The 13,453-nt window shown below is 52.6% G+C and carries 8 protein-coding genes; 5 read left to right on the top strand and 3 right to left on the bottom strand.

The genetic code is table 11. From position 1 onward, the window contains the following. Positions 1-60 precede the first annotated feature (60 nt). The 4 genes from ACO0LH_RS06415 (at position 61) to ACO0LH_RS06400 (ending at position 8,307) form a co-directional block, all read left to right on the top strand. The gene (locus tag ACO0LH_RS06415) at positions 61-1,755 is read left to right on the top strand and encodes a M20/M25/M40 family metallo-hydrolase (RefSeq protein WP_422940194.1); all 1,695 of its coding nucleotides are present in this window, start codon (positions 61-63) and stop codon (positions 1,753-1,755) included. A 98-nt stretch (positions 1,756-1,853) separates the two neighbouring features. After that, positions 1,854-2,369 (top strand): hypothetical protein, encoded by a 516-nt coding sequence (locus ACO0LH_RS06410; RefSeq protein ID WP_422940193.1) that lies wholly within the window; start codon positions 1,854-1,856, stop codon positions 2,367-2,369. 12 nt (positions 2,370-2,381) lie between these two features. Continuing rightward, complete coding sequence (locus ACO0LH_RS06405; RefSeq protein WP_422940192.1) at positions 2,382-3,122, top strand: hypothetical protein; 741 nt, start codon at positions 2,382-2,384, stop codon at positions 3,120-3,122. A gap of 424 nt (positions 3,123-3,546) precedes the next feature. Continuing rightward, positions 3,547-8,307, top strand: coding sequence for an NAD-glutamate dehydrogenase (locus ACO0LH_RS06400; protein ID WP_422940191.1), 4,761 nt, complete (start codon positions 3,547-3,549; stop codon positions 8,305-8,307). A gap of 106 nt (positions 8,308-8,413) precedes the next feature. On the opposite strand, the gene ACO0LH_RS06395 is transcribed toward ACO0LH_RS06400, so the two are convergent. Continuing rightward, positions 8,414-8,935 carry a hypothetical protein gene (locus tag ACO0LH_RS06395; RefSeq protein WP_422940190.1) on the bottom strand — a complete coding sequence of 174 codons (522 nt, stop codon included), beginning with the start codon at positions 8,933-8,935 and terminating at the stop codon, positions 8,414-8,416. Between the two features lie 245 nt (positions 8,936-9,180). Here ACO0LH_RS06395 and ACO0LH_RS06390 point away from each other — a divergent pair, with 245 nt between their 5' ends. Further along, positions 9,181-11,262 (top strand): M13 family metallopeptidase, encoded by a 2,082-nt coding sequence (locus ACO0LH_RS06390; RefSeq protein ID WP_422940189.1) that lies wholly within the window; start codon positions 9,181-9,183, stop codon positions 11,260-11,262. 59 nt (positions 11,263-11,321) lie between these two features. Here ACO0LH_RS06390 and ACO0LH_RS06385 read toward each other — a convergent pair whose 3' ends face one another. After that, positions 11,322-12,119, bottom strand: a complete 798-nt coding sequence (locus tag ACO0LH_RS06385) for a LytR/AlgR family response regulator transcription factor (RefSeq protein WP_422940188.1) — start codon at positions 12,117-12,119, stop codon at positions 11,322-11,324. After that, positions 12,116-13,291 carry a sensor histidine kinase gene (locus ACO0LH_RS06380; RefSeq protein WP_422940187.1) on the bottom strand — a complete coding sequence of 392 codons (1,176 nt, stop codon included), beginning with the start codon at positions 13,289-13,291 and terminating at the stop codon, positions 12,116-12,118. Before ACO0LH_RS06380 ends, ACO0LH_RS06385 begins: the two co-directional genes overlap by 4 nt. Positions 13,292-13,453 lie beyond the last annotated feature (162 nt).

The raw sequence follows: 13,453 nt of genomic DNA, 5'->3' as shown, positions 1-13,453 counted from the left end.
TCGCGCTGATCAAAGACCCACCCGGACAGAGACAGACAGCATCCCAACAGGAGACAATAAATGCGCATGCTTCAGGTTTTATCTGGTACAGCCATGACCACCATTCTTGCCGGCAGTTTTGCTGTCACTGGTGCCTATGCTGCTTCCTCCGTAGCCATTACCGCCGCCAGCGATGAAAAAGTCGATCTGGATCTCATCACCCGTTTGCGTGATGAAGCCATGAACCGTTCCAAGGCGCAGGAAATTTTTGGTGTGCTGACCGATGAGATCGGCCCGCGCCTGACCGGCTCACCGGCACTGCGCAAGGCCGGTGACTGGACCCGTTCCAAATTTACCGAATGGGGTTTGCAAAACGTGCACAGCGAAAGCTTTGCACCATTTGGCCGCGGCTGGACCCTGGAAAAATCGAGTTTGCGCATGCTCTCGCCTTCGCAGGTAGACCTGTATGCCATCCCGAAAGCCTGGACACCAGGGACAGATGGCCCGCAACGCGGCAAACTGGTCATTGCCAAATTGGCGGCAGATGAAGACCTGGCAAAATGGAAGGGCAAACTGGCCGGTACCATCGTCCTGCTGGATGATCCCTTGCCTATCAAGCCGCATATGAAGGCCGACGCACATCGCTATTCGCATGAAGAACTTGATGAGCTGATAAAAATCGACCTGGAGGCAGCGCCTTCGCGTCGCGGTGACATTGCTACTTATGTCAAGCAACTGAATTTCCGCAAGAAACTGCGTCCTTTCCTCACAGAAGAAAAAGTGATTGCCGCATTGAATGTCACCCGTGGCGAAGACGGTACCATCTTTGTTCAGGAGGGCGGCTCCTATAAAAAAGATGAAGCCACCGGCCCGGCCAACCTGGTGGTTGCCAGCGAAACCTATAACCGTCTGTATCGCCTGGTAGAAAAGAAAAAAGCCGTCGAACTCGAAATTGATGTCAAAGCCAGTTTCAATGATGAAGACCCGGAAGCCGCCATCAACGTGCTCGCAGAAATCCCGGGCACGGACAAGAAAGATGAAATCGTCATGCTGGGTGCGCATCTGGATTCATGGCATGGCGGAACCGGTGCGACCGATAACGCCGCCGGTGTCGCCATGGTCATGGAAGCCGTACGTCTGTTGAAAGTGTCCGGCTTCAAGCCTCGCCGTACCATACGCATTGCCTTGTGGGGCGGTGAAGAGGAAGGTTTGCTGGGTTCACGCGCCTACGTCAATAAATGGGTGGCCTCACGTCCTGAACCGACTGACCCGAAAGAACTGGAACTGCCCACTTTTGCACGCAAGCCTACCGGCCCCCTGAGCATCAAACCCATGCAGGGCAAGATTTCGGCCTACTTCAATCTCGATAATGGCGGCGGCAAAATCCGCGGTATCTATGCCGAAAACAATGCTGCCGTAAAACCCATCTTCGATGCCTGGCTGGCCCCATTCCAGGATCTGGGTGCGACCACCACCACCTTGCGCAGTACCGGCAGTACCGACCACGTGAGTTTTGATCGTGCTGGTGTACCTGGCTTCCAGTTCATACAGGATGACATGGATTATTTCAGCCGTACCCATCACTCCAGCATGGACGTGTATGACAAGGTGCAAAAAAGCGACCTGACCCAGGCTTCCCTGATCATGGCCAGCTTTATCGCCCATGCCGCCAACCGCAACGATATGCTGCCGCGCAAGCCGGTTCCCAAAGACCCGCCAGCTGACGAGAAGAAAGAAGAAGCGAAAGACACAACAGAATCAGGCGACAAGAAATAAATTTGCTGTCAGCACCTGATTGCGGGGCCAGTTTTGCATGATGTTCTTGAACAAGAATACAATGCCAACCTGGCCCCTCTTTTTTTGAAATGATTTCCATGACTGATGTTTTGCAAGACAGCCTTCCCACCAGTCTCGCCGATATGTTGCCAGTAGGCATGATCACAGGTGGCGGCCTGGCCGCAGCGGCGATGGCGACCGTGGCACAGGGCAAGCGGCAACAGGCCGGATGGGAAGCCTTTCATTATGAAAGAATTTCTGCATCAGAATTTGAAATTACCGGTGGCATTGCCATCACCGCAGGCGGGCAGAAAAAATTCCAGGGCGCGCATGATTGTGTCGTCGTGACTGAGGCCGAGGTATTGGCCACAATGCAGCAACAAAACACCTCACAGACGGCAGTTATCCCACCTTTCGCGCAGACATTTTCCCATCAATCCCCAGTGATCGCTGCCAGTGCCCCGGCGCAGTATCTGAAAGTGGTATTCGCATTGCCGCAGGACGAAGCCGGGCAGCAAAGGATTTTGCGCGCCTTTCAATTGCAGGCAGATTTTTTTGGCGCGAAAGTGCAGGCCTGTTCACTGCATGATGCCAGCCTGCTCAAGCTGGATTAAATTGGATCAGGCATGATACGACGTACTATCAAGTGGCTGCTGTCCATCAGCCTGTGCCTGCTGCTGGTTTCACTGTGGCGCAGTGAAGTCTTGCCGTCACCGAATGAATTAAATCCTGTATTGTTGAATGAACCATTGCAGACCGAAGTCAAGCTGCCCGCATTCGAAACCACGACGGGTGGTGTGACTTATAAAATTCAGCCGCTCTATGATTATGACCTGGTCGGTTTGGTGGTCAGCAAGCACGACGCTAACACCTGGTGGGATTATCTGCATCGCGAATGGAATGATAATCTCAACATCACCGATCTCTGTGTGGTGTGGGGCAATAATGTACGTAATGGCTCGTACACTGAAATCAATTTTTCCAGCGGCCAGTTCACCTGTAATTTCAGCACCCGTTCCAATGAAGCCTTCGCTGCCTTTGACCAGACCGCCATATCGAACAATCATTTGCTGACAGACAAACCGCAACTGGTGAAGATCATGCGCAAGGTACAGGTTGGTGACCAGATTCATTTCCGCGGCCGCTTGTCTGAATATTCACATAATCATGGCTTCGCCTTCAAACGCGGCACCAGCATTGTCCGTACCGACACCGGTAATGGTGCCTGCGAAACAGTCTTTGTGGACAGTTTTGAAATCATGAAAACCGGCGGCCAGCCCTGGCGCAAACTGGTCTGGCTGGCCACCATCCTGCTGATCGCCAGCATACTGGGCTGGTTTTTGCAGCCCGTGCGTTTCAACGATTGAAATAAATTCTTGTAAAGTTTTTACTTCGGTGCTGATGTACGGTCAACCCTGACAGGGATGGGAAATGACATTTTCTGACGGAAAAGAATTTTGTTACAAATTGCCTGTCTTGCCCGGTTGCAGGATTCCAAATGCGCCAGCGAACAGATGTGAACGATGAAAGTGGTCTTATTGCCGCTATCTTTTGTTATCTGGCAGTCATTTGAAATGAATATTTTCATCGGACATGGGCAGGCCTGCATTTATCGCGACAAAATCTGGCTGAGGTCCAAGAATCAAATTTGTTTCCATCTGCATAATGGAGGATACTTGCGGCTGTATGCTGCAATTTGGTGCATTTGCGCAGGATTAATAGTCCCGCAGTATTTGTCTGGCATTCTTATTTCTCGTTACTCTCGTTATCTTCAACACCGAAGGAGAACGTATGACCTCTTCCCACTTCGCTGAGCTTCTGGCTTATGCGCAAGCCCATACTGGCCCGGCAGCAGAGCGCCAGGGCCCGTTTATCACCGCGTATTTTGAAAACACTGATCCCGACGAAATCCTGACCCGTGGTCCGGCGACTTTGTTTGCTCAGGCGAATGCACACTGGCGCCTGCTTGATGCGCCGCGTACTCCACAGACACCAAAGATCAGGGTGTTTAACCCAACCCTGGCAGAAGACGGTTTTGTCAGCGACCATACGGTCGTGCAGATTGTTAATGACAACATGCCTTTCCTGGTCGATTCCGTCACCATGGCGATCAACCGCAGTGGCCGTACCGCCCACTGGATAGTCCACCCGCTATTGAGCGTAGCACGTGATGCCAAAGGCAATGTCACTTCCGTCAGCACTGTCGCTGCCGCCAAGGCTGCGGGGCGCACTGACCCGGTAGAATCCCTGATCCTGGTCGAATGTGACCGCATCGTTGATCAGGCTGCGCAACAGGCGCTGGTAGAGGATCTGCAACGTGTCCTGTCCGACGTGCGTGGTGCCGTCGTTGACTGGCAACCCATGCTGGCCCGTGTGCGCGCCGTACGCGCAGCCTGTGAAAAATCAAACCAGGCACCAGAAAAACGCGATGAAGCCATCGCTTTCCTGCAATGGCTGGAAGACCGCCACTTTACCTTTCTGGGTGTGCGTGATTATGATTTGCACCGGGATGGCGACAGTGTCACGCTGGTGGCGTTGCCAGAATCTGGCCTGGGCATCCTGCGTGGCGCCGTAAAAACTTCTGAAACCCGTCTGCCTGCCGAAGTGGTGGCATTGATGGATTCCAGCGAAGTCGTCATGGTCACCAAGGCCATGACACGCGCCACCATACACAGGCCAGCCTGGCTGGACTATATCGCCGTCAAACGCTTTGATGATGGCGGCAATGTCATCGGTGAATCACGCTTTTTGGGGCTGTACACATCGACTGCTTACTCCGAACCGGTCGGCAATATTCCTCTCGTGCGTCAGCGCGTAGTCGAAGTCATGGCGACCTCAGGCGTCGTGCCCGAAAGCCATGCGGCAAAATCCTTGCAGGCCATACTGGACGATTATCCGCGTGATGAATTGTTCCAGATCGATGCCGCGACGCTGGCCGATCATGCAATCGGTATCCTGCGTTTGCAGGAACGCCAGCGCACCCGCGTATTCTTGCGCCGCGACCCATTCGGGCGCTTTACATCGGCCCAGGTTTTCGTACCGCGTGACCGCTACAACACAGAATTGCGTATCAAGATCAGCAATGAACTGATGATAGCGCTGAATGGCCAGTCGATAGAATTTACCCCCATGTTGACCGACAGCCCGCTGGCGCGTATTCATTACCTCGTGCGGGCGAAAGACCATGCGCCGCAAAACGTCAACCTGGCGTCGCTGGAAGCACGCATCTCCAAACTCGCTCAGCGCTGGGAAGATGACTGCACGGCAGAGCTGTTGCGTTCACACGGCGAAGGCAATGGCCTGAGCCTGGCAAACCGTTTTGCCAATGCCTTCCCTACAGCCTACCGCGAAGATTTTTCTGCCCTGGTGGGCGCAGAAGATGCCGACATGCTGGCTGGGCTGAATGCCGGTTCGCCGATGATGGTGAAGCTGTATCGTCCGCTGGATGCCGGCCCCGGTAATTTACGCTTCAAGATCTATAACACCAGCAAAGTGGCGCTGTCAGATTCCCTGCCCGTGCTCGAACACATGGGTGCCAGAGTCTTGGATGAGCATCCTTACCACATAGGAAGTGGCGCAGACACCTTGTGGATACATGATCTGGGTTTGCAACTGCCGGCCAGCACTGATCTGTCAGCCGTCAAACTGCGTTTTGAAGCGCTGTTTTCACAGGCCTGGGGCGGCGAAGTTGAAAGTGATGACCTGAACCGTCTGGTACTCAGCACCAGCCTGGATGCGCGTTCCATCGCCGTGTTGCGCGCCTGTTCACGTTACTTCAAGCAACTGGGCTTTGCCTACAGCCAGAACTATATCGAAGCAGCATTGAACAAAAATGCCAGCATCACGCAATTGATTGCTGAATTGTTTGGTGCCCGCTTCAAGCCTGATTATGTTGGTGACCGTGAACTGGCACAAAAGCATATACGCGAACAGTTGGAAACCCAGATGAGTAATGTCGCCAGTCTGGATGAAGACCGCATATTGCGCCAGTTCATCGCCACCATCGTCGCCACTTTGCGCACCAACTTGTGGCAAACCACGGAAACCGGCGCTTTCAAACCGTATATGAGCTTCAAGCTCAACCCGCGTGAAGTGCCGGGTGTGCCTGAACCCAAACCGTTGTTTGAAATCTGGGTGTATTCACCAAGGGTGGAAGGCGTGCATTTGCGCGGCGGTAAAGTCGCCCGTGGTGGTCTGCGCTGGTCTGACAGGCGTGAAGATTTCCGTACCGAGATCCTGGGCCTGGTAAAAGCACAGCAAGTAAAAAATACCGTTATTGTTCCGGTCGGCTCCAAAGGTGGCTTCGTCCTTAAAAATGCCCCGCTTGCCAGCGAGCGTGAAGCCTACCAGGCCGAGGGTATCGCCTGCTACAAGATCTTCCTGTCCGGCCTGCTGGACCTGACAGACAACATCGTCAAGGGTGTCGTCGTGCCGCCAGCCAAGGTCATCCGTCATGATGTCGATGACCCTTACCTGGTGGTGGCAGCCGACAAGGGTACGGCCACTTTCTCTGACATCGCCAATGGTGTTTCAGCAGACTATGGCTTCTGGCTTGGTGATGCTTTCGCCTCCGGTGGCTCGGTCGGTTACGATCACAAGAAAATGGGCATTACCGCACGCGGCGCGTGGGAATCTGTAAAACGGCATTTCCGCGCACTCGGTGTGAATACGCAGGACACGGAATTTACTGTTGCCGGTATCGGCGATATGTCGGGTGACGTATTCGGTAACGGCATGCTGTTGTCGCCGCATATCAAGCTGCAACTGGCATTTGACCACAGGCATATCTTCATTGATCCTGCTCCTGATGTTGCCGCTTCATTTGCAGAGCGCCAACGCCTGTTTAACCTGCCACGTTCAAGCTGGGATGATTATGACAAGAGCCTGATTTCGCCAGGTGGCGGGGTGTATCCGCGTTCTGCAAAATCGATCACATTGACGCCGGAAGCGCGCGCAGTGCTGGGTATAGAGACAGCTGAACTGGCGCCCGTCGAGTTATTGCGCGCCATCCTGCAAGCCCCGGTTGACCTGCTTTACAACGGCGGCATTGGCACCTATGTCAAGGCGACTTACGAAACCCACGCACAGGTTGGTGACAAGGCTGGCGATGCCTTCCGCGTCAATGGCAATGAATTGCGCTGCAAGGTACTGGCAGAAGGCGGCAACCTTGGCTGTACGCAAAATGGCCGTATAGAATTTGCCCAGAAAGGCGGGCGCATTTATACCGATGCGATCGATAATTCTGCGGGTGTTGATTGCTCCGATCATGAAGTCAATATCAAGATCCTGTTGGGTGCCATCGTCGAAGCAGGTGACCTGACACTGAAACAAAGAAATGACTTGCTGGCATCCATGACGGACGAAGTTGGTCACCTGGTGCTGACAGATAATTATTATCAAAGCCAGGCACTCGATATTGCTGCACACCGGCCTTTATATGTGCTTGATGGTCAGCAACGCCTGATGCAGTCGCTGGAAAAACAGGGTCGCCTGAACCGCGCGATAGAATACCTGCCGAGTGATGATGAAATCTTCCATCGCAAGGCATTGAAGCAGGGGCTGACTGCACCGGAAGGCGCGGTCGTGCTGGCCTATGCCAAGATGTCGGTATTTGATGAACTGGTCGCCAGCAACTTGCCGGATGACCCTTTCTTCAGCCGCGCATTGAAAGCCTATTTCCCGCAGATATTGTCAGAGCGTTTTGCCGAAGCGATTGCCCATCATCCGTTGAAACGTGAAATCATCGCCACCTTCATCACCAATACCGTGCTCAATCGTGCTGGTGCCACTTTCGTCAATTTCATCGCCACAGAAGCCGGTGCGACAGCGGCCGATGTGATACGTGCATTTACGCTGGCACGCGAAATTTTTGATCTGGAAGTTTTATGGGATCAGATCGATGCACTGGATTACGTAGTGGATTCGAAGCTGCAACTCGACCTGCTGTCCAAGCTGATTGCCATCGCCCAGCGTGCTTCCCGCTGGATGTTGCGCATACGCTCGCAAAGTACCGACCTGCCTACCCTGATAGAACGTTATCAGCCGGCAGCACGCGAGCTGCGCTGGCAGCTGGACGACTGGTTGCCGGCGAACGCCCATGCCAGCTGGCAAAAAGAAGCCGAGACGCTGACACAGGCCGGGGTAGAAGCCACACTGGCACAAAACCTCAGTGCGCTGGAATACATCTTCCCGGCGCTTGACCTGGTCGATCTGGCACAAAGCACCAGCAGTGGCCTTGAGCAGGTTGCCCGTGCCTATTTCGGCATTGATGATGAACTCGGCCTGACCGGCTGGCGCAACCAGATCAACCGCCTGCCTACAGATACGCTGTGGCAGACACAGGCACGTGGCAGTGCGCGGGATGATGTGTATTCCATCGCCAGCCAGATCACCCGTGGTCTGCTGTCACGCCAGGAAGATATCAATAACTGGCGCACCCAGCATGCAGCGGCGATAGCACGCCTGACCAGCCTGCTCAGCACGATCAGTGCACAGGGCGCTGATCTGGCACCGGTATCAGTAGCCTTGCGCGAGTTAAGGCATTTGTCTTGATAGTAAAGTAAGCGTGTGAGACAGTAAAAAATCCCCTGTTCATTATTTTGAACGGGGGATTTTTAAATAGATGTGCTGGTTTCGTGAATATGTTCTGAATAGTCAGTTAGTGTGTTTTGGTCTTGCAGGCGGCATCAAGCTGATAGATACGGGTTTTTGGTTTTCCAGGTTTTTTCCCATCGGTTTCAGGCAGCACATTGATCGTCGTGCCATGTATTTTCCACTTCGCATAAGAAATATCGATTTCCTGGATTTTGCTGCAATCTGACGTTTTATAAAACATGAGGAAATCGTTGGACCCGCTGTATTCATGCGTCACCAGCACTTGCTCGTTCTGGCTCAGATACACATCTTTCCTGACCCAGATGCCGCCGTTTATCTCGCATTGTCTGTTGGTCTGCTTTTGTGTAATCAGTAATGGCGGCTCTGGAAAAACATCGACTTCGGCATCATCGGCAAGACTGGTAAAGCGTATCTCCACGCCGGAAGTTTCTCCGTGGAAAACATCTTTCTTTCCTGGTGTCACCGGTTTTACCAGCAGGTTTTTCAGCGAACAAGACGCAGCATGACTATTGCCAAGACACAGGAATAACAAAGCTGGCAGCAGAACTTTTTTTATATTTTGCATGATGATTTCAATGGCAGAATGGTCATAGGTGTTATTTTAATATCATAGCAAGAACAGCGCTGACTCCTGCCTGCCTGGATAAGCTTACAGACGACGCACAAATAATTGATCAATACCGCAGGACGGCGATGTTGCCGGAACTTTTATCCAAAAATAGGCTCTTACTGCGCATACAAATTAAAGCTCATGATGTTGGTCGACGCATTACTTTCACCCCATCTGATTAAAAATACACGAGAACAATGATGAAGCAAAATATACCGCAATTGAAATTGAAGCCTGTCGCCCTGATTTGCCTGCAATTGATGCTGGCAATGCCTGTCTTCAATGCCACGATGGCCAGTGCCCATGCAGCTGACGCCGTACCCACCGCAGTGATGCAGGATGCCGGCATGGACAAAAGCGTTGTGCCGGGCGATGATTTTAATCGTTACGCCAATGGCGGCTGGGAAAAAACGGCAGTTATTCCAGACAATAAGGTAGCCGTCGGTATTTTTGATGAACTGATAGAAAAATCTGACGCCAAAGTGCGTGACATCATAGAGAAGGCGACCAGGGCAGAAGCGGGTAGCCCTGCCAGAAAAATTGGCGATTACTATCAGGCCTACCTCAACACCGAAGCCATCAATCAACGCGGCCTGGCACCCTTGCAGCCTGAGATGCAAAGCATTGCTGCACTGACAGATAAAACTGCCTTGTCGACTTATCTGGGCAAGCATTTGCGTGCGGATGTTGATCCTATCAACGCGACCAATGTGTTTACTGAAAACCTGTTTGGTCTGTGGGTCTCGCAAGGTTTCCATGACCATACGCGTTATACACCCTACCTGTTGCAAGGTGGCCTGGGTTTGCCTGACCGTGAATACTATTTATCTGCCAATCCACGCATGGCAGAAATAAGAAAAAATTATCTTGCGCATATCGCAGCCATGCTGGCACTGGCTAATGTGCCAGATGCAGAACAGGCAGCGAAACGCGTGTTCGACCTGGAAATGCTGATTGCCAAAGGCCATGCGACTCGTGAGGCAACATCCGATGTCTTGAAGGCTGACAATAGCTGGAGCAAGGCTGACTTCAACAAGAAGGCCAGGGGCATGGACTGGAATGCCTATTTCACCGCGGCTGGCCTGGATGGACAGACTTCATTCATCATCTGGCACCCAGGCGCAGTGAAAGCCTCGTCTGCACTGGTCGCATCAACACCGCTGGAGACCTGGCAGGATTACCTGCGCTTCCACGCCTTGAATCAGCGTGCCAAGGTGCTGCCGCAGGCATTCTTTGAGCAGCAATTCAAGTTCTACAGCAGCCTGTCTGGCGCAAAAGCACCAGAGGCACGCTGGAAGTTTGCAGTCGATGCAACCAATGCCGCGCTGGGTGAAGAAATCGGCAAACTGTATGTGCAGGAAAGTTTTTCACCAGAAGCCAAGACCCGCATCAACGGCATGGTGACCAATCTGCTCAACGCTTTTGGTGAACGGGTACAGGCCTTAAGCTGGATGTCAGCCGCTACCAAGAAAGAAGCGCTGGCAAAGATCAAGGCTACTTATGTGGGCGTTGGCTATCCTGACAAATGGCGTGATTATTCCGGCTTGAGCGTAGATATCAAGGACGCTTACGGTAACCGTGAACGTGCGCAGGAATTTGAATATCAACGCGCCCTGGCGAAATTTGGCCAGCCAGTTGACCTGACAGAATGGTGCATGAATGCGCAACTCGTCAATGCAGTCAATATGCCGCTGCAAAATGCGATTAATTTCCCTGCCGCCTATTTACAGTCGCCCAATTTTGACATGAATGCCAGTGACGCCACCAACTATGGTGCACTGGGTGCCACCATAGGTCATGAAATCAGTCACAGCTTTGATAATTCTGGTGCCCTGTTTGATGCAAAAGGTGAATTGCGCAACTGGTGGACCAAGGCAGATTTTGCCCATTTTAATACCTCATCCAAAGCCCTGGTCAGGCAGTTCAATGCTTATAAGCCTTTCCCTGACCTGGCTGTCAATGGCGCACAGACACTGGGTGAAAATATTGCCGACCTGGCAGGTTTGATGGCAGCTTATGATGCCTATCACGCATCCATGAAACAAAAAGGGCTGGCAGTCACCAAAGAAAGTGATCAGGAATTTTTTCTCGCGTATGCTGGTAGCTGGCGTGGCAAGATGCGTGATGAAACCCTGCGCACGGTCATCGTGACCAATGAACATGCACCTGGCCAGTTCCGCGTATTGACGGTACGTAACCTGGATGCCTGGTATGCAGCTTTTAATGTCCAGGCTAACCAGAAACAATATCTGGCCCCGAAAGACCGGGTAAAAATCTGGTAAGGATTTGGTAAAGATCTGGTAATTTTTGGCAATCTCCAGCGCGTCCGGATCACATTGATTCAGGCAGGCCGCAAGCCAGCGTGCATGCGCCGCCTGACTTCTGTCACATAGCGCTCGCTGACAGGGATTTTTTCCTGGCTGGCGAGTACCAGTTGATAAACACCATCCCCCAACACCTCAAGCTGGGTGAGCTGGTCACAGCGCACAATGGCACTGCGATGCACGCGCAGGAAGTGTGCAGGGTCCAGGTGTTTTTCCAGCTGGCTCAAAGATACCCTGTGCAATACATGGCGTTGTGCCAGATGCAATTGCATGTAATTGCCCGCAGCCTCTATCCACAAGACATCCGCCAGCTGTATGCATTCTATACGGCCAATCGAGCGCACACTGAGCTGTTGCCAGTATGCAGGTGCGCTGGTTTTGGCCTCATCTTCCACTTCAGCATAGGTCTTCAGGGCCTGCGCATAACTGGCTTGCTGACGTTGCGTCAGCATGGCAGCCGCACGCTCAAGTGCCTGTTCCAGGCGCGTGTCGTCGAAAGGCTTGAGCAGGTAATCCAGCGCATGCAGCTCAAAGGCTTCTATTGCATGGGTGTTGTAAGCCGTGATAAAAATCACCAGCGGTGGTTCGGCTTGCTCACTCAGACTGCGGGCCAGTGTCAGGCCAGTTTCCCTGGGCATCTGTATATCGAGAAAGATCACATCTATGTGTTGCTGGTCCAGTACATCGCGTGCAGCGGCAGTGCTCGCGCATTCAGCCATGACTTGCCAGCCGGGATAATCCTTTAACGCATAGCGCAAATTTACCCTGCCCAACTCTTCATCATCGACGATCAGCGCGCGCACTTTTATCGTCATGCTGCCTCGCTCTCGGGCATATGCAGAGGCATGTGTATTTCTACCTCAAAGCTGGTTTTTCCCGATTTCATAATTCGGCCACTATGCATGCTGGCTGCATCACCGTAAATCAATTGCAATCTTGCCTGTGTCTGCGGCAAGCCGAGGCCCAGGCCGGGGTTGGCAACCAGCCCATCGGTCACGGCATTGCTGACCTGTATGCACAACTGTTCGCCTTCCAGCGTAAAGCGCATGCAGATATCACTGGCAGCTTCATGACAATCAAGGTCATGACGCAGTGCATTTTCCAGCAAGGGTTGCAATAACAACGGTGGGCAGTCGCCTGCCAGCACGCTCGCATCATCGCCCTTTATGCTCACTTGCAGGCGGGTGCCATAACGCAGTCTTTGCAAGTCAAGATAATCACGGATGAAATCAAGTTCATCTTCTATACTTACCCAGTCACGGCTGCTGGCCGTCAGGGCATAGCGTAATAAATCACTGAGCCGGTTCAGGCCAGACAGGGCGATACGTTTGTCATCTGAACGCACCAGTGCGCTGATGGCATTGAGGCAGTTGAAAATAAAATGCGGTTCCAGTTGCCCGCGCAGGGCTTGCAATCTTTGCTCTTGCAAATCCAGTTGCAGATGCAGCACATCATTCATGGATTGCTGCAATGCCTGTTCACGCACACGGCCCTGACGCCATGTGCAGGTCGCCAGTACGGCGATAAATGTGCCGGTGGACCAGGCGAATTCCAAAAAAATGCCAAACCCACCAAAGTTAAACAGACCTTGCCAGATTTCCTGAAATCCAAAACCGGTATTTAGCTTTAACAGATCCAGCATATGCACATACAGGATTTCCACAGGCAAAAAAAAGACCAGCATCAGACCATATGCGATGGCAATACCACGGCTGGTGCTCAGTAATTTTTCACTGCGCCTTAAAAGCATGAACAGGCAGGTGCTGAATACCATCATCAGCATGTGGCTGCTGATCCAGTTCCACAGGATGTCTGCATACGTACGCCGGGAACCATGCTTGACCACGTCACTATAGTTGCCCAGTGCCCCGACAGCACACATGCTGGTCCAGATCAGGATATTGATGAACAACAGCCTCATTACCTCGACCGGTGCGCTGACCAGTTTTGGTTGCATGAATTGCGTATCAGGGCGTGCTTTTTCCATACCGATCAGTATAGCAGCCCTGATGGGGCAACATCCTCTGCCACGGCGGGGTCGGTAACAGGGTTTCGGGCTTTCATCCCATCCGGCTACGTGACGTGTAGCCCTTCTCTGATAATCCCTTTTGCGGTAATCACGGTAAGTCGTAACAACAGGAGCTGAGAT

The organism is Undibacterium sp. TJN19 (genome assembly GCF_049339485.1).
Taxonomy (GTDB): Bacteria; Pseudomonadota; Gammaproteobacteria; order Burkholderiales; family Burkholderiaceae_D; genus Undibacterium.
The sequence above is the reverse complement of the archived record's forward strand: the minus strand, read 5'-3'. Positions and strand labels throughout refer to the sequence as shown.

Bases quoted from the DNA above. Each gene is read 5' to 3' on its own strand.
- ACO0LH_RS06380 (WP_422940187.1), bottom strand. From the start codon at position 13,291: ATGGAAAAAGCACGCCCTGATACGCAATTCATGCAACCAAAACTGGTC.
- ACO0LH_RS06405 (WP_422940192.1), top strand. From the start codon at position 2,382: ATGATACGACGTACTATCAAGTGGCTGCTGTCCATCAGCCTGTGCCTG.
- ACO0LH_RS06410 (WP_422940193.1), top strand. From the start codon at position 1,854: ATGACTGATGTTTTGCAAGACAGCCTTCCCACCAGTCTCGCCGATATG.
- ACO0LH_RS06390 (WP_422940189.1), top strand. From the start codon at position 9,181: ATGAAGCAAAATATACCGCAATTGAAATTGAAGCCTGTCGCCCTGATT.
- ACO0LH_RS06385 (WP_422940188.1), bottom strand. From the start codon at position 12,119: ATGACGATAAAAGTGCGCGCGCTGATCGTCGATGATGAAGAGTTGGGC.
- ACO0LH_RS06395 (WP_422940190.1), bottom strand. From the start codon at position 8,935: ATGCAAAATATAAAAAAAGTTCTGCTGCCAGCTTTGTTATTCCTGTGT.
- ACO0LH_RS06415 (WP_422940194.1), top strand. From the start codon at position 61: ATGCGCATGCTTCAGGTTTTATCTGGTACAGCCATGACCACCATTCTT.
- ACO0LH_RS06400 (WP_422940191.1), top strand. From the start codon at position 3,547: ATGACCTCTTCCCACTTCGCTGAGCTTCTGGCTTATGCGCAAGCCCAT.